The organism is Flintibacter sp. P01028, assembly GCF_041925235.1.
GTDB classification, from domain to species: Bacteria; Bacillota; Clostridia; order Oscillospirales; family Oscillospiraceae; genus Lawsonibacter; species Lawsonibacter aceti.
In genome coordinates this window covers 154,215-172,765 of sequence record NZ_JBHEVC010000003.1, presented here as the reverse complement: position 1 = coordinate 172,765, position 18,551 = coordinate 154,215, and the positions used below count along the sequence as shown (strand labels likewise).

General features: G+C 58.9%; 21 protein-coding genes and 1 riboswitch. Of the genes, 7 read left to right on the top strand and 14 right to left on the bottom strand.

The genetic code is table 11. The features are described from left to right. Positions 1-5 precede the first annotated feature (5 nt). On the bottom strand, positions 6-686 hold the full coding sequence (locus ACEVJK_RS07630) for a rubrerythrin (RefSeq protein WP_374740321.1): 681 nt from the start codon (positions 684-686) through the stop codon (positions 6-8). 136 nt (positions 687-822) lie between these two features. Between ACEVJK_RS07630 and ACEVJK_RS07625 the strand changes: the two genes are divergently transcribed. Next, positions 823-1,227: a PaaI family thioesterase gene (locus ACEVJK_RS07625; RefSeq protein ID WP_147571634.1), complete on the top strand. Its 405-nt coding sequence runs from the start codon at positions 823-825 to the stop codon at positions 1,225-1,227. Between the two features lie 87 nt (positions 1,228-1,314). Then, positions 1,315-1,483: riboswitch (Lysine riboswitch) on the top strand. A gap of 118 nt (positions 1,484-1,601) precedes the next feature. Next, complete coding sequence (locus tag ACEVJK_RS07620; protein WP_262669714.1) at positions 1,602-3,365, top strand: Na+/H+ antiporter NhaC family protein; 1,764 nt, start codon at positions 1,602-1,604, stop codon at positions 3,363-3,365. Between the two features lie 197 nt (positions 3,366-3,562). Here the strand turns inward: ACEVJK_RS07620 and ACEVJK_RS07615 are convergent, their stop codons facing one another. From ACEVJK_RS07615 to ACEVJK_RS07590, 6 genes are read right to left on the bottom strand one after another with little or no spacing between them, the layout of a single operon-like run. Then, positions 3,563-3,688 carry a hypothetical protein gene (locus tag ACEVJK_RS07615; RefSeq protein WP_262669713.1) on the bottom strand — a complete coding sequence of 42 codons (126 nt, stop codon included), beginning with the start codon at positions 3,686-3,688 and terminating at the stop codon, positions 3,563-3,565. A 60-nt stretch (positions 3,689-3,748) separates the two neighbouring features. Next, positions 3,749-3,916, bottom strand: a complete 168-nt coding sequence (locus ACEVJK_RS07610; protein ID WP_240288312.1) for a hypothetical protein — start codon at positions 3,914-3,916, stop codon at positions 3,749-3,751. 12 nt (positions 3,917-3,928) lie between these two features. Continuing rightward, positions 3,929-4,084 (bottom strand): hypothetical protein, encoded by a 156-nt coding sequence (locus ACEVJK_RS07605; RefSeq protein WP_186851899.1) that lies wholly within the window; start codon positions 4,082-4,084, stop codon positions 3,929-3,931. Between the two features lies 1 nt (position 4,085). Next, the gene (locus tag ACEVJK_RS07600; protein ID WP_147571632.1) at positions 4,086-4,739 is read right to left on the bottom strand and encodes an ABC-2 transporter permease; all 654 of its coding nucleotides are present in this window, start codon (positions 4,737-4,739) and stop codon (positions 4,086-4,088) included. After that, the gene (locus tag ACEVJK_RS07595) at positions 4,736-5,596 is read right to left on the bottom strand and encodes an ABC transporter ATP-binding protein (RefSeq protein ID WP_147571631.1); all 861 of its coding nucleotides are present in this window, start codon (positions 5,594-5,596) and stop codon (positions 4,736-4,738) included. The genes ACEVJK_RS07600 and ACEVJK_RS07595 overlap by 4 nt, the downstream gene beginning before the upstream one ends. Beyond that, positions 5,593-5,973, bottom strand: a complete 381-nt coding sequence (locus ACEVJK_RS07590; RefSeq protein WP_147571630.1) for a GntR family transcriptional regulator — start codon at positions 5,971-5,973, stop codon at positions 5,593-5,595. Before ACEVJK_RS07590 ends, ACEVJK_RS07595 begins: the two co-directional genes overlap by 4 nt. A 350-nt stretch (positions 5,974-6,323) precedes the next feature. On the opposite strand from ACEVJK_RS07590, the gene ACEVJK_RS07585 reads away from it, so the two are divergent. Further along, a complete protein-coding gene (locus ACEVJK_RS07585) occupies positions 6,324-7,751 on the top strand; it encodes an MATE family efflux transporter (RefSeq protein ID WP_147571629.1) in 1,428 nt (475 codons plus the stop codon). A 52-nt stretch (positions 7,752-7,803) separates the two neighbouring features. Here the strand turns inward: ACEVJK_RS07585 and ACEVJK_RS07580 are convergent, their stop codons facing one another. The 7 genes from ACEVJK_RS07580 to ACEVJK_RS07550 form a co-directional block, all read right to left on the bottom strand. Further along, the gene (locus ACEVJK_RS07580; RefSeq protein ID WP_147571628.1) at positions 7,804-8,367 is read right to left on the bottom strand and encodes a rhomboid family intramembrane serine protease; all 564 of its coding nucleotides are present in this window, start codon (positions 8,365-8,367) and stop codon (positions 7,804-7,806) included. Then, positions 8,367-9,539 (bottom strand): phosphoglycerate dehydrogenase, encoded by a 1,173-nt coding sequence (locus ACEVJK_RS07575; RefSeq protein ID WP_147571627.1) that lies wholly within the window; start codon positions 9,537-9,539, stop codon positions 8,367-8,369. The genes ACEVJK_RS07580 and ACEVJK_RS07575 overlap by 1 nt, the downstream gene beginning before the upstream one ends. Positions 9,540-9,768: 229 nt before the next feature. Continuing rightward, positions 9,769-10,854 (bottom strand): 3-phosphoserine/phosphohydroxythreonine transaminase, encoded by a 1,086-nt coding sequence (gene serC, locus ACEVJK_RS07570; RefSeq protein ID WP_374740320.1) that lies wholly within the window; start codon positions 10,852-10,854, stop codon positions 9,769-9,771. A gap of 133 nt (positions 10,855-10,987) precedes the next feature. After that, complete coding sequence (locus ACEVJK_RS07565) at positions 10,988-12,442, bottom strand: MerR family transcriptional regulator (RefSeq protein ID WP_374740319.1); 1,455 nt, start codon at positions 12,440-12,442, stop codon at positions 10,988-10,990. 188 nt (positions 12,443-12,630) lie between these two features. After that, positions 12,631-12,897, bottom strand: a complete 267-nt coding sequence (locus ACEVJK_RS07560) for a pro-sigmaK processing inhibitor BofA family protein (RefSeq protein WP_147571623.1) — start codon at positions 12,895-12,897, stop codon at positions 12,631-12,633. Continuing rightward, positions 12,894-13,124, bottom strand: coding sequence for a DUF2508 family protein (locus tag ACEVJK_RS07555; RefSeq protein ID WP_147571622.1), 231 nt, complete (start codon positions 13,122-13,124; stop codon positions 12,894-12,896). The genes ACEVJK_RS07560 and ACEVJK_RS07555 overlap by 4 nt, the downstream gene beginning before the upstream one ends. A 135-nt stretch (positions 13,125-13,259) precedes the next feature. Further along, entirely contained in the window at positions 13,260-14,420 is a 1,161-nt protein-coding gene (locus ACEVJK_RS07550; RefSeq protein WP_374740318.1) for an S-layer homology domain-containing protein, read from the bottom strand. Positions 14,421-14,610: 190 nt separating this feature from the next. On the opposite strand from ACEVJK_RS07550, the gene bioB reads away from it, so the two are divergent. The 4 genes from bioB to ACEVJK_RS07530 all read left to right on the top strand — a co-directional run bounded on the left by bioB (position 14,611) and on the right by ACEVJK_RS07530 (position 18,548). Then, positions 14,611-15,567 carry a biotin synthase BioB gene (gene bioB, locus ACEVJK_RS07545; RefSeq protein WP_374740317.1) on the top strand — a complete coding sequence of 319 codons (957 nt, stop codon included), beginning with the start codon at positions 14,611-14,613 and terminating at the stop codon, positions 15,565-15,567. Between the two features lie 15 nt (positions 15,568-15,582). Continuing rightward, positions 15,583-16,137, top strand: a complete 555-nt coding sequence (locus ACEVJK_RS07540) for a biotin transporter BioY (RefSeq protein WP_147571619.1) — start codon at positions 15,583-15,585, stop codon at positions 16,135-16,137. 153 nt (positions 16,138-16,290) lie between these two features. Beyond that, positions 16,291-16,872 carry an RNA polymerase sigma factor gene (locus tag ACEVJK_RS07535; protein WP_374740316.1) on the top strand — a complete coding sequence of 194 codons (582 nt, stop codon included), beginning with the start codon at positions 16,291-16,293 and terminating at the stop codon, positions 16,870-16,872. Then, positions 16,869-18,548 carry a PepSY domain-containing protein gene (locus ACEVJK_RS07530; RefSeq protein ID WP_374740315.1) on the top strand — a complete coding sequence of 560 codons (1,680 nt, stop codon included), beginning with the start codon at positions 16,869-16,871 and terminating at the stop codon, positions 18,546-18,548. The genes ACEVJK_RS07535 and ACEVJK_RS07530 overlap by 4 nt, the downstream gene beginning before the upstream one ends. Positions 18,549-18,551 lie beyond the last annotated feature (3 nt).

The following is an 18,551-nucleotide window of genomic DNA, read 5'->3' as shown; positions in this document are numbered from 1 at the left end:
AACAGTCAACCCATCTGTTCCAGCAGTGAGCGAATGGTGGCGGCATGGAGGACCCCGTCTTGGGCAAGTTCCTGGTATAATTCCTTGAGACAGGCATCCGAGGTGGTCTCAGCGGCCTGCTGATTGGCCCGCTCCCATCGCTGCTCCCAGACAAACTGATCCCGTAGGGCCAGGGGGAGAGAGGCGTTAATGACCACAGAGGGAGTCGGTGGGTGGTAACGCTGACCGGTGATGAGAAAGTAGGCGGCAGAGAGCTGGCGCAGGGCCCGCCGGTGGTCGGCAGCCAGACAGCTCAGTGACCTGGAGCAGCTTCCGCCCCTGCGGACCAGGGCCTGGGCGATGAAGACCCCTTCTTTGACCAGGTCCATGAGAGAGGCGAGCGTCTGTTCCTCCCCCTGGGACTGGCTGCCGAGGCAGAAGGGGGGGTCCTCCTCCGCTTTGCTGCGGGACGGGGGAGGGGGCGTAGGAGAAGCGGCGGGCTGTACCGGGGTCTCGGCTGGGACCGGCGCGGCCTCGCACTGGTCTTGGGGGGCGGTTTCGGCGGGGGCGATCTCATCTACTTCCGCCCGCCCTATGGCGATGGGGCTCTGCGCTTGATCGGGCATCACACGGCGCCATACCCGGTCAAACGCCTCCTGGTCCACGCCCTGGGGAGTCAGGGCGGCAGGGTTCGAGTTTTTTTCCATGGCGATTCCTCCTTGGGTATGAGTTCTTACCAATCTATGCGTTTGGGGGAAAATCGGTGAAATTTTTCCCGTCAGCCTTGCCCCACAGATGTTTTTGTGATACACTTCCCCTGACAACGAGCAAAGGAGCGGTTCCATGACTGACCAGGAGAGGACCGATTTTATATTCCGCACAGTCAATACGCCGCACCAGTTTTCCTATGAGAACGGCATCACCGTGACCCATGTGGAGCCCGGTTATGCCAAGGGGGAGCTGGTGGTGGGACCTAACAGCATCAATCCCCATAAAAATGTCCACGGAGGGGCAATGGCCACCCTGGCCGATACGGTGGGGGGATGCTGCGCCTGTTCCAGGGGCGGCGTCTGCGTCACCGCGGGAAGCACTATGGAATTTTTGCGCCCCGCCTCTGGAAAGAAGATATTCTGTGTAGCCACGCCCAAGAAGATGGGCCGCACCCTGTCTGTGATCCAGGTGGTGCTCACCAACGACCAGGATGTAGTGGTGGCCACCGGCACTTTCACCTTTTTTATGATGGATTGATAGAAAATTGAAAAAGAAGGGGCTTTTTTTCGAAAGAGGCTTGACAATAGTGAAGGGCCGTGGTAGGATACTTGCAATTCCAAATGAATAGTGGATAGAGGCGCGGTACTCATGCGTACTGTGGGACAGGGTCAGGCAGCCGTCCCCAGGAGAGGGTGTACCGCCGAAGGCTGGCTTCTCTGCCTGGAGAGGCGAACCTGGGCCGCAGGAGAATATCCTGCGGACTGTCACGAACAAGTGGAGCGCTATCCGAAGGTCCCTGGGGTCCGCCTGGGGACGTCCGGCTTTGCCATGGGCGCTTGACGTGCCTGTGGCTTTTTTGTTTGCGCGGGGGGCTGCGGCCCCGGAGAGAGAATCATGTGGAGGGAAAAGAAATGAGAACGAGAAGATCCTGGCCTGTGCGCCTGATCATCATGGTGATGATGGTGCTGGCCCTAGCGACCACCAGCTTTGCCGTGCTGGCGGACGACCCCACCGAGGTATCGGGCACCAAGATGATCGAGTGTCCCGACTGCGGCCTTACGGGCGGGTGTTCCGTATGCCTGGGCACTGACGCTGAATGTGAGGCCTGCGGCGGCACCTTTGTGTGTCCCACCTGTGGGGGTGAGGGGTATATCCAGTCCCCCAGCAGCTCCTACAACACCGCCCTGTCCCTGCTGCCCCCGGTCATCGCCATCGCCCTGGCCCTGATTACCAAGGAGGTGTACTCCTCCCTGTTCATTGGAATCCTGGTGGGCGGCCTGCTGTACTCCAATTTCTCCTTTGAGGGGACGCTGAATCACGTGTTCAGCGGCGGTATCGTGGCCTCCCTGTCAGACAGCTACAATGTGGGCATTCTCATCTTCCTGGTCATTCTGGGCACTATGGTGTGTCTCATGAATAAGGCAGGCGGCTCGGCCGCCTTCGGCCGGTGGGCCAAGAAGAACATCAAGTCCCGGGTCGGTGCCCAACTGGCATCCATCCTGTTGGGCTGCCTGATCTTCATTGACGACTACTTCAACTGCTTAACCGTGGGCAGCGTCATGCGGCCCATCACCGACAAGCACAACGTGTCCCGGGCCAAGCTGGCCTATATCATCGATGCCACCGCCGCGCCGGTATGTATCATCGCGCCCATCTCCTCCTGGGCAGCCGCCGTGTCCGGCTTTGCCGAGGACGGCCAGGGCCTCAATCTGTTTATTCGGGCTATCCCCTATAACTTCTATGCCCTGCTCACCATTGTGATGATGCTGGGCCTGGTGCTGATGAAGGTAGACTTCGGCCCCATGGCCAAATTCGAGAAGAACGCCGTAGAGAACGGCGACCTGTTCTCCGGCTCCAACCCCTATGCCATGATGGATGAGGAGATCGACGACACCAAGGGTACCGTCATGGATCTGGTGCTGCCCATCGTGGTGCTGGTGGTGTGCTGCGTCATCGGCATGATCTACTCCGGCGGATTCTTCTCCGGGGAGAATTTTGTGGACGCCTTCTCCAACTCTGATGCCTCTATCGGCCTGATGCTGGGCTCCGCCTTTGGCCTGCTGTTCGCCCTGATTTACTTCTTCGTCCGCCGCTCCATGACCTTCAAGGAGATGATGGGCTGTATTCCTGAGGGCTTCAAGGCCATGGTGCCCGCCATCCTCATTCTCACCTTTGCCTGGACCCTGAAGAGCATGACCGATTCACTGGGTGCCAAGTACTTTGTCCGTGACTTCGTCCGCAGCGCCCAGGGCCTGCAGATGCTGCTGCCCGTCATCGTATTCGTGGTGGGCTGTCTGCTGGCCTTTGCCACCGGCACCAGCTGGGGTACCTTCGGCATCCTGATCCCCATTGTCCAGAACGTATTTTCCATGGACAACCCTCTGGCCATCATCTGCATCTCCGCCTGTATGGCCGGCGCGGTGTGCGGAGACCACTGCTCCCCCATCTCCGACACCACCATCATGGCCTCCGCCGGTGCCCAGTGTGACCATGTCAACCATGTGTCCACCCAGTTGCCTTATGCAATCTCCTGCGCGGTTATTGCCGGCATTTCCTATGTGGTAGCCGGTGCGTTGGCTTACTTCGGCCTACCCGGTATCATCGCTCTGCCGGTTGGCATCGTCCTAATGCTGGGCTTCCTGTTTTTCGTAAAGAATGCTCGGAGGAGCGCCTGAGGTAAAACGGCGGGATATCCAGACCGAAAGCAGAAATAAAATAAACAAAGACGGAGCAGAAGCGTCGCTTCTGCTCCGTCTTTGTTTAGATGCGGCAGGAGAAGAAAGATTCTCAATGATTTCAAATCCTGCTGGGGACGTTGTGCGTTCCCGATTTTGCCTTTCCCGATTCCTGTCCGGCCTTCACATCTGGGGAGCTAGACCTTTTCACACTCCAGCTTTTCCTGCAGTGCCTTGATGGCAAGGTCTAGAGCAGGGATAGACTTGGCGGTGGCATACTGCTTCATGTGCTCCAATTCCCGGATGGCTTCTTTAGTGGTCATAGCGGTCACACTCCCTCAATCATTTTTTACTATTATAGCATGGGAGGGAGAAAATGTAAATCACCGGCGCTTTCGCCAGCCGCCGCCAAGGAGGACAAGGCCGGCGGCCAGGGCAAAGAGGAGCCAGAACAGAAAACTTCCACTGGGGATGGTGTCCGTAAAGGCGAGCGCCACCAGGGTGACAGCTACGGCGCGGCCAGCCCAGATCAGGGGCATAATTTTTGGCATAGAGGTTCCTCCTTATCTCCGATGGGCCAGAGCGAAAGCTCCGGCCAGAGCCAGCAGTGCCAGGACCAGCACCCGCTCCACGGCGGTAGCGATCCAGGCGAAATGCAGGACAGACAGGGTGATGGATACCAGGCAGCCCGTCCATACCATCAGGACCCCGGTTTTCATATCAAAACTCCTTCTGTTCCATGATACGGCAGGAGATGAGGTAGGATAGCCCAAGTCCCAGGAGTGGGATCAGAGGGAGTAGGGAGCCCACGGCCAGAACAGTGCTCTCCGGCATCCGGTCCAGAGAGGAGAGGTCGATGCCCTCGAAGAGCCCCAACTTGTAGGCACCGAAGAACAGGAGCAGGGGGGCGAAAATGACGATATACATATAGGGGCGGGCCCGTTCCACCCCCAATTTATAGCACAGGGGGAGGAGAATATCAGCGATGATGAGTCCCAGCCCCAGAGATACCATCAGGCTCAACAGGTTTTCGGCCATGGCGCTCTGCCCTTTCCCAATGGACAGGACCACGCAGGCCACCAGGGAGTAGAGGGTTGCGGCGGCGGCCATCACCAGGGTGAACAGGTAGCGCGCGCCCACCAGACTCCTCCGGCCAGTGGGGAAAGTGAGGGCGTATCGGTCCCACTTGGCCAGTTCGTCGAAGGAGAAGGCGGACAGGGGCAGCATCATGATAATGATTTGAGTGACGGCGGTGATGGTGGAGATGGGAAAGAGTCCAATCACGGCCAGCAGCAGGTAAAAGGCTAGAAACAGCACATAAGTCTTAAGGGTCTTTCGCATCACGAGCATATCTTTTAGAACCAGTCCGGTCATTGTGCTTCCCCCTTTGCGATGAATAGCATGATGTCTTCCAGCGTGGTCCGCTCCACCAGCAGTTCTGGATACCGGCGGCGGAAGGCGGCCCGGTCGGCCACCAGGCCCTCGCAGCCGTAGGAGCTGCGGCGTACCCGGATCAAATCGTCTGGGGCCACAGAGTTCAGCTGTGCGACGGTGCAGGCCAGACGACCGTAATTGTCCAGAATACGATCCTTGGCGTCGGACAGGACCACCTGCCCCTGGTGGATATAGGTGATGTAATCAGCTGCCTTCTCCAGGTCGCTGGTGATGTGGCTGGAGATGAGGATGGCATGGTCATCGTCCTGGATAAATCCGAGAAACTCGTCCAGAATTTCATCCCGGACAATGGGATCCAGACCGGAGGTGGCCTCATCCAAGATCAGCAGCTTGGGGCGGTGGGACAGGGCGGCAGCCAGGGACAGCTTCATCTTCATCCCGCGGGAGAATTCCTTGACGAATTTGCGCTCCGGCAGCTGGAATTTGGACAGATAACGCTGGTAGAGGGCGCTGTCCCAACCTTGATATATCCGGGAGAGGATCAAATCGATGTCCCGGGGGCGGAGGGAGTCGTGGAAAAAGCATTCGTCCAGCACCACGCCGATCTCCAGCTTGGCGGCCCGCTCCTCCCTCTGGTTGTCGTGGCCCAGGAGGGTGATTGTCCCCTCGTCCCGGCGGATCAGGTTCAAAATACATTTGATGGTAGTGGTCTTGCCTGCCCCATTCTCGCCAATGAGGCCCATGATGGCCCCTCCGGGAACGGTCAGGTTGATATCCCGCAGAGAAAAATCGCCATAGGACTTGCGGAGCCCTTGTACTTCAATACTATTTGTCATAATTCGTCACCTTTATACAGAATATCCAATAGCTCATGGAGCTCATCGAGAGAGAAGGCTCCCTTCCGGGCCTCCTCCACCGCCTGGGTAAGCTTCTCCTCCACCCGGCGGAGCTGGGCCTCCCGCAGCAGCTCCCGGTTTTGGGGCGCCACGAAGCAGCCCTTGCCTGGGACGTTCTCCAAAAAGCCATCTCGTTCCAGCTCCTCGTAGGCCCGCTTGGTGGTGATGACGGAGATACGGAGCTCCTTAGCCAGCAGGCGCATAGAGGGCAGGGCATCCCCCGCCGACAGGGTTCCGGCCATGATTTGCTCCTTCACCTGGTCGGTGATCTGCTCGTAAATGGGTTTGACGCTGGAATTACTTAGAATGATGTCCATCTCATGCCCCTTCTAACAGTGGAGAGAGGGGAGAGCTGCCGGCCGGTACCAGGTCCAGCGCCCGCCCTCTGACGCACTGTTATTTTGTGTTTTCTGTATATATACTACATATACAATATAACAATAGAAAGCTGTTGTCAATAGGGCGGGTAAAAAATTTTTTGGCAGTGGTATGGCGGAAGGCGGAGCATGGGAGACAGCCGGCCTCCGCCATTAAGCATTTTGGCCAGTTTTCTGGAAAAAAAGCGGGAAATGCTATGGTTTTGCCTAATTTACAAGGAGAGAGGCCGGTGCTATAATTGCCAGCGCCTAGAGAAGACTTAGAAAAAGTGTGTGGAGAGGCGAAGAACGTGAAACTGGAAAATGATCTGGGCCGCGATCCCATCCGAAAGCTGGTCCTGAATATTGCGATTCCCAGTATGCTGGCCCAATTTGTCAGTGTGCTGTACAGCATTGTGGACCGCATCTACATCGGGAATATCCCGGAGATCGGCAACCTGGCCCTGGCGGGGGCCGGCGTCTGTGGTCCCGTGGTCACCATGATCGGCTCCGTGGCCTTTTTGGTAGGGGTCGGCGGTTCCCCCCTGATGTCCATTCGAATGGGCGAGGGTAACCTGGCCCAGGCCAGAAAGATACTGGCAAACTGCTTTCTCCTGCTTAACGTGCTGGCGGTGCTCCTGATGGCCGGTGCCCTGTTGACCAGGCGGCCTCTGCTCCTGCTTTTCGGAGCCAGTGAGACCACCCTGCCCTATGCTCTGGACTATTACACCTACTACCTGTTCGGCACGGTATTCGCCTTGCTGGCCAACGGAATGAACCAGTTTGTCATCTGCCAGGGCTTTGCCAAGAAGGGGATGCAGTCGGTGATGCTTGGGGCGGTGCTCAACATCGCCCTGGACCCAGTGTTCATCTTTGGGCTGAACATGGGGGTACGTGGAGCGGCCATCGCCACTGTAATCAGCCAACTGGGCAGTTGCCTGTTTGTCCTCCATTTTCTCTTTGGCCCTGTACCCCAGGTGCGCATCACCTTCGGGGGATACAGCCGGAAGATCATCTCCAGGGTCCTGCTCACTGGGCTGGCTCCCTTCCTCATCATTGCGCTGGACAATGTGATGATTATCGCGCTGAACGCTGTTCTCCAGAACTACGGCGGACCGGAGCAGGGAGATATGCTGGTAGCCGCCGCTACCATCGCCCAGTCCTTCATGCTCATTATCACCATGCCCATGGCGGGGATCACCGGCTCTACCGGCTCCATTCTGGGCTATAACTTTGGGGCTGGCCGCCCCGACCGCATTCTGGAGGCCCAGAAGTACATCCTGGCCCTTTGTCTGGCCTTTACCACCGTGCTGTTCCTGGTGGGCCAGTTCCTGTGCGCCCCCTTTACCCACATTTTCACTCCCGACCTCCAGGTGTCCGCTCTGGCGGTCCAGGCCATCAAGATATGCACCATTGGCCTCATCCCACTGGCCTTCCAGTACACCTTGATCGACGGGTTCACCGGCATGGGGATGATGCAGTGGTCTCTGCCCCTGTCTCTGCTCCGCAAGGGCGTGTACTTCACCGCCCTGTTCCTGCTGCCGGCAGTCTTCGGCGCTACTGCCGCTTTCTTCGCGGAGACGGTGTCCGACCTGTTTCCGCCCCTGGTCACCATGGTGGTCTACTGGAAGCGGCGGAACTGGATTATCCAGGAGGCGGCTAGCCACCGCCGTCTGGAGAGTGACGCCCAGACCGCAGTGCAGCAGCCAGCGGCATTGGGTCAGGCTCAGGCCATATAAAAAGAAGCTCTCTGTCAAACCTATCTGACAGAGAGCTTTTTTATGGATATCGTTATGGCCGCCGGCTCATGGCAAAGCCTAGGCAGGCCCCGCACAGCCCGCCCACCACATGGGTGAGCTGGGATACGTTGTCCCGGAGGGTGATGGCGTCAACCACCTCGCCTCCCAAATAGAGGACGGCCACCAGAATAAGGGTCAGAGGGATAGCCCCCGCCCGCATACCGGACAGGGAGGAGAGCAGGATCAGCATGAATACGATGCCGCTGGCCCCAAGCAGAGCTGTCTTAGGAAAACACAAAAACTGGACCAGCCCGGAGATAAGGGCCGTGACCAGGATGCACAGGAGCAGGCGGCGGGAGCCGTACTTTTCCTCCAGGGGAGGGCCCACCACCAGCAGGAGCATCATGTTGCTCAAGTAGTGGGCATAGCCGGAATGGCCCAGCACATGGCCCACCAGACGCACATAGGTCAGGGGGTCAGACAGGGGAGAACGATAGACACAGAACAGATGCAGGGTGGTCCAGCCACCGGTGGCCCACCCCAGGGCCAGAGCGCCGAGGGAGAGGAGAGCAAAGGTGAGGACCACCGGGGAGTTGTACTGGATATGGGGCCGCATCAGTGGTTCAGCACCCGGACACGGATCATATTGGGGATGGCCCGCAGCTCATCCGCCACTTCGTCAGTCAGCCGGGTGTTCACATCTACGATGGTGTAGGCATAGTCCTTTCTGGACTTATTCGTCATATTTTCCACGTTGATGCGGTCGTCAGAAAGGGTGGACATGATCTGGGTCAGCATGGCGGGCACGTTCTTATGGATCAGGCACAGCCGGGCGATGCCGCTCCACTCCTGTGACACGTTGGGCAGGTTTACCGAGTTGGTGATGTTGCCGTTAACCAGATAATCCTGGAGTTGGCGGGCGGCCATGACAGCGCAGTTCTCCTCGCTCTCTGGGGTGGAAGCCCCCAGGTGGGGCAGGGCGATGACGTTCTTTACCGTGGTAATGCGCTCGTCCGGGAAGTCTGTGACATATTTGGCGACCCGGCCGGATTCCAGGGCGGCAATCATATCCTCGTCATTGACCAGGCCGCCGCGGGCCAGATTGAGGACGCGCACCTGGCCCTTCATTTTGGAAATGGCCTCGGCGTTGATAAAGTCCTTGGTGTTGTTGTTATAGGGGACGTGAATGGTGATGTAGTCAGACACCCGGTACAACTCATTCACGTCCTTGACCACATGGACATGGCGGTCCAGCCGGAGGGCCGCGTCCACAGATAGGAAGGGGTCATAGCCGTATACATCCATCCCAAGGTCCAGGGCGATGTTGCACACCAGGGCGCCGATGGCGCCCAAGCCGATAACGCCCAGGGTCTTGCGGTAGAGCTCTGGCCCCACAAAGGCGGATTTGCCCTTCTCCACAGCGGCGGCCACATCCACCTTAGGAGTGTGGGCCTGCTCCTGGACCCAGTCCGCCCCTCCCAGAATATCCCGGGAGGCGATGAGCATGGCGGCGATGACCAGCTCTTTCACCGCGTTGGCGTTTGCGCCGGGGGTGTTGAACACCACGATGCCGTTCTCGGAGCAGCGGTCGATGGGGATGTTATTGGTCCCGGCGCCCGCCCGGGCAATGGCCCGGAGGGCGGGGGGGAAGGAATAGTCCTGCATGGGGGCGGAGCGGACCAGGATGCCATCCTCGTTCTCCACTTCCGTTCCGATCTGGAAGCGGCTTTTGTCCAGCTGGTCCAGCCCGGCGGAAGAGATTTTGTTCAAAGTCTTAATACGGTACATACGATCACCTTATTTTATGTTATAGGAGCGGCCATGTCGGCCGCGTCGGTCCTTCCGGTCAAACGCCTGGATAAAATCGCACAGCTTTTTAACGCCCTCCACAGGCTTGGCGTTGTGGTTGGCGCAAAGTTCGCTTCGCTCGGGACGCTCTGGCAGTATTCCTCGCTGCGATTCCTTGCGCCTCCTCTCCCCATGGGACCCACTGCGCGGGGCTCCTATGGGGGCCCCGTCAGTTCGCTTTATCGAAGGCCTTGATAAAGTCGCAGAGCTTTTCCACGCCTTCGACGGGCATAGCGTTATAGATAGAAGCCCGCATCCCGCCGGTCTTCCGGTGGCCCTTCAGATTGACAAAGCCGGCCTGGGCCGCCTGGGAAACGAACTTGGCGTCCAGTTCCTCGCTGCCGGTGCGGAAGGTGACGTTCATGCCGGAGCGGGAGCCCTTTTCCCCGTGACACCGGAACAGCTTGGAGTTGTCCAGCGTGTCATAGAGCATATTGGCCCGCTGCCACTTCAGCTTCTCCATACCGGCCAGTCCGCCGTTCTCCTCCACCCAGTCCAGAGTGAGGCCCAGCATATAGATGCACCAGCAGGGGGGTGTATTGTACATGGAATCCTTGTCGATCATGGTCTTGTAGTTCATGATAAGGGGGGTATAGGGCAACTCATGCCCGGCTAACTCCTCCTTGATGATGACCACAGTGAGGCCGGCAGGGGCCATGTTTTTCTGTGCCCCAGCATAGATAAGGCCGAATTTGGATACATCCACCGGCATGGACAGGATGTCGGAGGACATATCACACACCAGGGGCACGCTGCCGGTGTCAGGGACATATTGCCACTCGGTGCCATAAATGGTGTTGTTGGCGCAGTAGTAAAAATAGCTGGCCTCTGAGTCCAGCTTCAACTGGCTCTGGGCGGGGATGTAGCTGTGGTCCCGGTCCTCGCTGGAGGCGGCCAGATGGATCTGGCCGTACTTCTGGGCTTCCTTGTAAGCCAGGTTGGAGAAGTTGCCGGTGACGGCGTAGTCGGCCTTTCCCGTCTTTCCAATGAGGTTCAAGGGGATCATGGAGAACTGGCCGGAGGCGCCTGTCTGGAGAAACAGGATCTTATATCCCTGGGGGACGTCCATGATCCGGCGCAGTTTCTCCTGGGTCTCCTCAAAGATCTGGATGAAAACTTTTGACCGGTGACTCATCTCCATCACAGACATACCGGACCCCCGGTAGTTGGTGATTTCTGACCCGGCGCGCTCCAGTGCGGACAGTGGAAGCATAGACGGGCCGGCGGAGAAGTTGTAAACACGCTGGTCGCTCATTTGAAGAGCCCCTTTCCTATAAAAAATTGCCCCGCTCCGCAGAAGGGACCGGGGCAACTTTTAATTATAGACAACTGAAAAGGGAGTGTCAATGGCTGAACAGGGAAAAGGGGCCAGGAAACGATCTCTTTTCTTAGATTTGCCGAATGGAGAAGTCATATCGGACATACTGCTCCTGGCCCGGCAGGGAAACCAGCTGGCCCTTGTGGCTGTCATACCCCTTCAATTCTAGCTCCAGGGTGAGCTGCCAGCCGTCCACAGTCCAGCTCTGGGTGCCGGGACGGGGTTCCTTCAGGGCGGACAGCACCGGTTTCAGGGAGGGGTGGGCCAGCAGTTCGCCGTGACCCAGCAGGGCGTTCACCGTGTGCCATACCTGAGTGGTGGAAAGGGAACGGACGCCGCCCTGCTCCCGGTTCTCCATGGAGAAGGACAGACCGGTGACCGCCCCCTGCCGGCTTTGGATGTCCATATCCAGAGGGCCGGAGCCAAACAGAAAGATGGGGAAGCTGTTTGGGTCCGTCTGGAGCCAGGAGCCGTCTGGCTGGAGCATATAGCCGGGCTCCTCGGGGGCGGAGGCAAAGGTGGCTAGATGGTTGTAGTTGGCGGCAAATTCCTCCGGGGTCAGGGCGCCATGGTGCCGGGGGATAGCGGCAAACAGAGCGGCGCCCATAAGGAGGGCCACACAGAGCGCGTAGATGCCCGGATAGGCTGCCGCGCGGCATCCGGAGCGGGGCTGATCCCAGAAGCCCTGAGTGCCGTCGGTACCGTCGGACCAGGCCTCGTCCTCCAGGGCCCAGGGCTGCTCCCGCCCCTTTTTGCAGCGGACGTAGCCCAGGATCAGAGTCACAAGAGGGATGAGGGCGAGAATGGAAAGCGTGATGGTCAGACCCAGCCCCATAATGATTACCGACAAGGTCCGCCGAAAGCCCTCCTGGAGGGAGAGATAGCTGCCGTCTGACCGGGTGAGCTTCAGCCGGAAAAGGGCCTTGCCTGGGGTGGTCCCCCAGCGGTGGAGGAACAGGGGCTCCAGCGCCGCCATAAGGGTCAGGGTGGCCGCCGTATCCAGCAGATCCCCCAAAGGGCCCCGCCAGAGGATGTTGATCCGAAAGACCAGAGCAAGCAGTACGCTCCACAGAGTGCCATACAGCAGCAGGTCCAGGGAACGTGCGAAATACCGCCGCCAGGGGATGCGGAAGCGGATGTCGGCCACCTCATCCGCTGGGGTGGAAGGGGCCCAGGAGAGATAGCGGGCCGGGTCCATGGAGGACCAGTCCGCCCGGTCCTCCCGCAGCTTCTGGCACAGGGCCTTGGCCTGTTCCAGCTCGGCGTATCTGCCCTCCAGCTGGGCCAGCCTCTGCTCCAGGAGCTGATCCAGGGATCGTTCTCCCGCTTGGAGGGACCGGATGTCCTCCAGGGAGCAGTCCAGCTTCCGCAGCAGCTTGATTTTCAGCAGAGTCTGACAGTCCTCCTGGGAGTAGTCCCGATAACCGTTTTCCCCACGGCTTGGGGCGATCAGGCCCTGGGACTCATAGAACCGGATATTGGCCCGAGGCAGCCCGGTGCGGTCTTCTATTTCTTTGATGGTCATAGCTGTCTCCTTCCTGAAAATGAATGGCTTAGATGGGACCAGTGTAAAGTATGAAGTCCCTTTACAGTCAAGAGAAAAAGAAGAATATAATCAATTATATAAATATTTTCTGAAAACGACAAGAACTGCCGCCCAGAAAAGCCGGGCGGCAGTGTGAAAGGCGGCTATATAAAGCCTGGTCAGGCCATCTATTTTAGCACCCACTGGAGCATCAGCAGCAGGCCGAAGCCAGGTACGCCCAGCAGCCCCAGCACCAGGGCATTGACCAGGTTGACCCCCAAAGTCACGCCCAATGCCTGACCAACCTGGGAAAACAGGGCCAGGGCGGCCAGTCCCACTGAGGAGCGCAGAATCAGACGGATCAGCTGGGCCACAGGGCGGCGGAGGATCAACAGGGCGGTGCAGACCAGCAGTCCGGCCAGCCCCCAGGCTGCGAATCCCGGCAATCCTGTCATGAAACCCCCTCCAGCTGCTTGACCCGGCGCAGCAGGTAGTTGTACCGCGCCTGGAGGGCATTGATCTCAAAAACATAGGACTCGATGAGGTCCCCGTCGCTGGCTGTATTAAACCCCCCATAGGCCTGATTGATGAGGGTGCGGGTGTGGGCCAAGGAGGCCACCAGCTCCTGCCGCTCCAACTCCTGTGCGCTATCACACCGGCGGCGGGACAGAGAAAACGCCATATAGCCACGCTCCTTTCATTTCTTCCTGTGGACCATTGTATGGATAGTTTGGACAAATATTCCAGCCTTTAACCACACAGGGAAAAAAGAGCACGGACCCGGCCGGAAAACCGGCCAGGTCCGTTATGGGAAAGGTCAAAGCTCCAGGAGATCCTGACAGAAGCGATACAGAGCCACAGCCAGTTCCGCACGGGTGACGCCCTGTCCGGGATGGAGGGAACCATCCTCATAACCGGACAGCAGCTGATGGTCCACAGCCCAGCCCAGGGCCTCCCGTGCCCAGGAGGAGGTAGAGGGACCGTCGGTAAACAGCGCCAAAGACTGCCCACCCTCCATCTGGAGCCCGGTCCTGCGGGCGTATTGGTACAGGATCAGAGCTAACTGCTCCCGGCTGAGTACCTGGTTCGGGCCAAACCGCTGGTCGCCTACACCGGACATGACTCCCTCCTGGGCGCACCAGCAGGCGGCGTCAAGGAACCAATCTCCGGAGGAAACGTCGGTGAAGGAAACTTCCCGCCCTTCTTCAGAGCCGCCCAAGCGCCACAGAATCTGGGCCAGTTGGGCCCGTGTGACCGTGCCCTGGGGGGAGAAGGAGTCCTCGCCGGTGCCGGAGAAAAAGCCCTGGGCCAGACCATATTCCACAGCCTCGTAGTACCAGGAGCCAACGGGCACATCGGAGGGGATGATCACCGACTGGAACAGCTGGAGGTAATAGTGGAGCGTCTGGGGCTCGCCCCCGCCGGCAGGAACATAGGAAAGGGAGAGCAGGTAGATCAGATGGTCCGGGTCCACATCCTCCTGACCTGCCGCCAGCCGGCCTTGGAGGACAGCCTGTCCCCGGCTGGCCAGCAGATCGGCGGGGAGGGCAAAGATCTGGCCCTCCTCCAGCCTGTGATCCACCCCGTCCCAGGCGGTCAGCCGGCCGTCGGCGGTGACTACGTCACAGATGGGATCATCCTGTCCGTCTAACAGTTCATAGACACCATCACTGTTCGCGTCGGTCAGGTAGTCCACTGTCACCTGTACCCCGTCAGCATGGAGCTGGATATAAAAGGTGGTGTTCCCCGCGGTGCGATTGAGGGGGAAACTGCCGGCCACCTGGTCGGAGGGAACAAACGTCCCGGTTTGATCTCTCTGGTAGAGCTGGATATGCAGGGGGCGCTGGGGAAAGTCCATCTCATCCCCATCGATCAGGAAGGAGGCAAAGTCCGCTTCCGCGGCCTGAGCAGGCAGAGCCGGTCCGGCGAATAGAAGGAAGGCCAGAAACAGGCACAACCATCGGTTTTGTTTGATCATAGGAGACTCCTTTCATCCATGGAAAACACGTGAAAGAAATTATACCCAAAAGAGAATAGATTTACAAGGGCGGATGTTGTCGAAAGGCGAAATACGCAAATCGTCAACTGAAAATTTTTTTGGTTGACAGACTGTGGGGGGAGACGTATACTAAACAATGAAAATGGTTTACAATCTGGGGGGGATCAAAGTGAAAAAACTAGCTGAGGAGATCCGATCAGGCCGCCGCCTGAACCGGTCGGACGATCTGTCCCAACTCTTGATAGCGGACCTGGAAGAACTGCGGGCGGGAGCGGACACCATTCGGAGAGAGCTGTGCGGCGACCGCTTTGATTTTTGTACGATCATCAATGGCCGAAGCGGCCGGTGCGGGGAGGACTGCAAATTCTGCGCCCAATCCTGCCACCATAACACCCATGTGAAGGAGTACCCCTTCCTGCCGGAAGAGGATATTTTGGCCGAGGGAAAGCGAAACGAGGCTGCCGGCGTCCACTGGTACTCCATTGTGACGGCCGGCCGGGACCTCCACGGCCAGGAGCTGGAGCGCGGTCTGGCGGCCTACCGCCGGCTGCGGAAGGAGACGGGTCTGGCCCTGTGCGCCTCCCACGGTCTACAGACCCTGGAGGAGCTCAAGGCGCTGAAGGAGGCCGGTGTGACCCGCTTCCACGCCAATCTGGAGACCTCCCGTAGATATTTCCCCATGATATGCACCAGCCATACTTATCAGGATAAGATAGACAACATCCTCCGAGCCAAGGAGGCGGGACTTCAGGTGTGCTCCGGGGGGATCTTAGGAATGGGAGAGAGCTGGGAGGACCGCATCGATATGGCGTTGAGCCTAGCGGAGCTGGAGGTAGACTCCATCCCGCTGAATCTGCTCACCCCCATCCCAGGCACTCCACTGGAGCAGGTCGAGCCGATCTCCCAGGAGGATGTGCTGCGGGCGGTGGCCCTGTTCCGGTACATAAATCCCACCGCCTGGATCCGTATGGCGGCCGGCCGGGGTCGATTTCCCGATGGGGGCGAGGCGCTGTTTCGCTCTGGGGCCAATGCCGCGATTACCGGGGATATGCTGACCACCACTGGCACCAGCGTGGCGGGAGATATGGAAATGGCTATCCGGCTTGGCTATCAATTAGAACGGTAGATAGGGAGAGAAAATATGGAAACCAAAACAAGGAATAAAGTTTATCCGCTGGCGATGACCGCGGTTATGGCTGCCGTCATCTGCGTCCTGGGCCCCCTTTCCATTCCCGTGGGGCCGGTGCCCATCTCCTTTACGAATTTTGCCATTTACATCACGCTGTATGTTCTGGGCTGGAAACGGGGTACCGTCAGCTATCTGGTCTATGTGCTCATCGGCATGGTGGGAATGCCTGTGTTCTCCGGGTACTCCGGCGGCCTGGCCAAGCTGGCCGGCCCAACGGGCGGCTATATCGTCGGTTTCATCCCCATGGCGGTGATCGCCGGCCTTGTGATCGATAAATTCCGGAACCGGGGCGTACAGCTGGCCGGGATGATTGGAGCCACCGCCCTGTGCTATGCCTTTGGCACGGCCTGGTTCTGCTTCCAGGCGGAAAGCGATCTGCTGCCCGCCCTGACCATGTGCGTATTCCCCTTTATCCCCGGGGACCTGGTCAAGATGGTAGTGGCTATTGCGGTAGGACCGATGCTCCGGAACCGGCTGAAAAAAGCTGGGCTCCAGCCGGAGGGATAAAATAAAAATTGGCCAAGAGCCGCCGAAGCGGCTCTTGTTTTTTTTAGAAAAAAGGTTTAAACTCAAACGCTAGGTAGGTGTCAAAAAAACTTTTTCCACCGCGCAATAAAACGAGCGGCTTGTGCATTACTTGAATGACAGGAGAAATGGCCCATGCTGATGCTGCTTATGGCACAGACAACGGAAGGAACGGGCAAAGAGGACCGGGAGGCGCTGGACAGGCTGCTGATCGAGATAGCCGCCGGCAGCCGGGAGGCTCTGGCAGAGCTGTACCACCGTACCCGTACGGCGGTATATGGTATCACTTTGTCCTATGTGAAAAACGCCCATGACGCCCAGGATCTCACCCAGGACGCCTTTGTTCGGATCTGGGAGAAGGCGCCCCAATACCGCCCCCAGGGCTCGCCCATGGCGTGGATCCTGGCGGTGGCCCGGAACCTGGCGCTGATGGCTTTGCGGCAGAGAGAACGTCAGGCGGATCTGAGCGAGGAGGAGTGGGACGCCATTCCGGCCGAGGGTCCGGCCCTCTCCCCGGAGGAGCGGGAGTTGCTCCAGACGGCCCTGGCGGCGCTGGAGGAGCAGGAGCGGCGGATCGTGGTGCTCCACGCCGTCACTGGGCTGAAGCACCGGGAGATCGCGCAGCTGTTGGAGCTGCCTCTGGCCACGGTCCTGTCCAAATATCACAGAGCGCTGAAAAAATTGAAAGTACGGCTGGAAGGAGATGACACCCGATGACAGATAAGGAACTGGAACGCCGGCTGGAGCTGGCCCTGTCCGCTGCCGCCCCCGATGATCTGGAAGGGGTGCTCTCCCGCTGTGAGGCGCGGAAAGGAACCGTGATCCCTATGACGAAGAAACGTCCAAGCAGGACCATACGCAATCTGATGGCTGCCTGTCTGGCCCTGGCGCTGGTTGGCGGCGGAGGCGGCGCGTTTTATTATCAGGCAAACGCTGTGGCCTCTGTTGTTTCTCTGGATGTGAATCCAAGTATTGAGTTGAAGGTAAATAAAAGGGAGAAAGTCCTCTCCTGCACCCCCCTGAATGAGGAGGCCCGTACAGTCCTGTCCAGCATGGGGGATGGGGCAGACCTGAAGGGGACAAAGCTGGACGTGGCGGTGAACGCCATCGTCGGTGCCCTGGTGAGCAACGGCTATCTGGACAGTATCTCCTCCGCCATCATGATCTCTGTGGAAGATAAGGACCAGGCACGGGCGGTCAAGCTCCAGCAGGAGCTGACAGGTGCCGTGGACGCGGTCCTCCAGGCCCAGGCATCCAATGCGTCTATCCTTAGCCAGACAGTGGACGCCAGTGTGGAGCTGGACCAGCAGGCGAAGGCAAATAACATCTCCACCGGAAAGGCCAGCCTGGTCAACCAGGTGATCGCGCTGAACAGCGATCTAAAGTTTGAAGAGCTGGCCAAGCTCTCTGTGGAGGAGCTGAAGGACCTGGCCAAGATCGGCGCCCCCGCGATGCCGATTGGAAAAGAGGCGGCGTTCATCGCTGCGGAGGAATATGCGGGCACGATGGCGGTGAGCTCTGTGGTGGCCGATGTAGATCCTGAGTTGGACGACCGCGTACCCCACTATGAGGTGGAGCTTAAGACAGCCAGGGGAGAGTTTGAGTACCATATCGACGCTTGGACAGGAGAAGTTCTGAGCGGCCAGAAGGATATTCTGGACAGCGGGCAGAGCGGCGGTGCCGGGACGAAACCCAGCAGCGGCTCCAGTGATATTGGCCAGGAGAAGGCCAAGGAGGCGGCGCTGAAACATGCCGGCGTGTCTGAGAGCCAGGTCAGCGGGCTGCGGGTCCAGCAGGACTGGGATGATGGCCGGTTGGAATACGAAGTGGAGTTCTGGGTGGATACCACCGAGTACGACTATACTATCGCCGCCGCCGACGGCTCTGTACTGAAGCAGGAGCGGGAGACCCACCGGGCGCCGAATTACAGCGGTTCCGGCACTGGTGGCTCTGGCACCCAAGATGTGGGCGCAGAAGCGGCCAAGTCCGCCGCGCTGAAACACGCCGGTGTCAGCGAGTCCCAGGCCACCGATGTAAAGGTGAAGCAGGACTGGGACGATGGGCGGCTGGAATACGAGGTGGAGTTCTGGGTAGGCAGCACCGAATATGACTATACCATCGACGCTGTCGATGGCTCCGTGGTCGCCTATGATACGGAGAAGCACGCCAGTGCCTCCAGTACAGACATCGGCGCGGAAGCGGCTGAGTCTGCCGCCTTGGGGCACGCCGGCCTGTCCGAGAGCCAGGTCGCCGGCTTGCGGTCTGAGCGGGACTATGACGACGGCCGGCTGGAGTATGAGGTGGAATTTCGGTCCGGCGGCATGGAGTATGAGTACACCATCGACGGAGCCTCCGGAGCGATCCTGGAATACGAAAAGGACTGGGACGACTAAAAA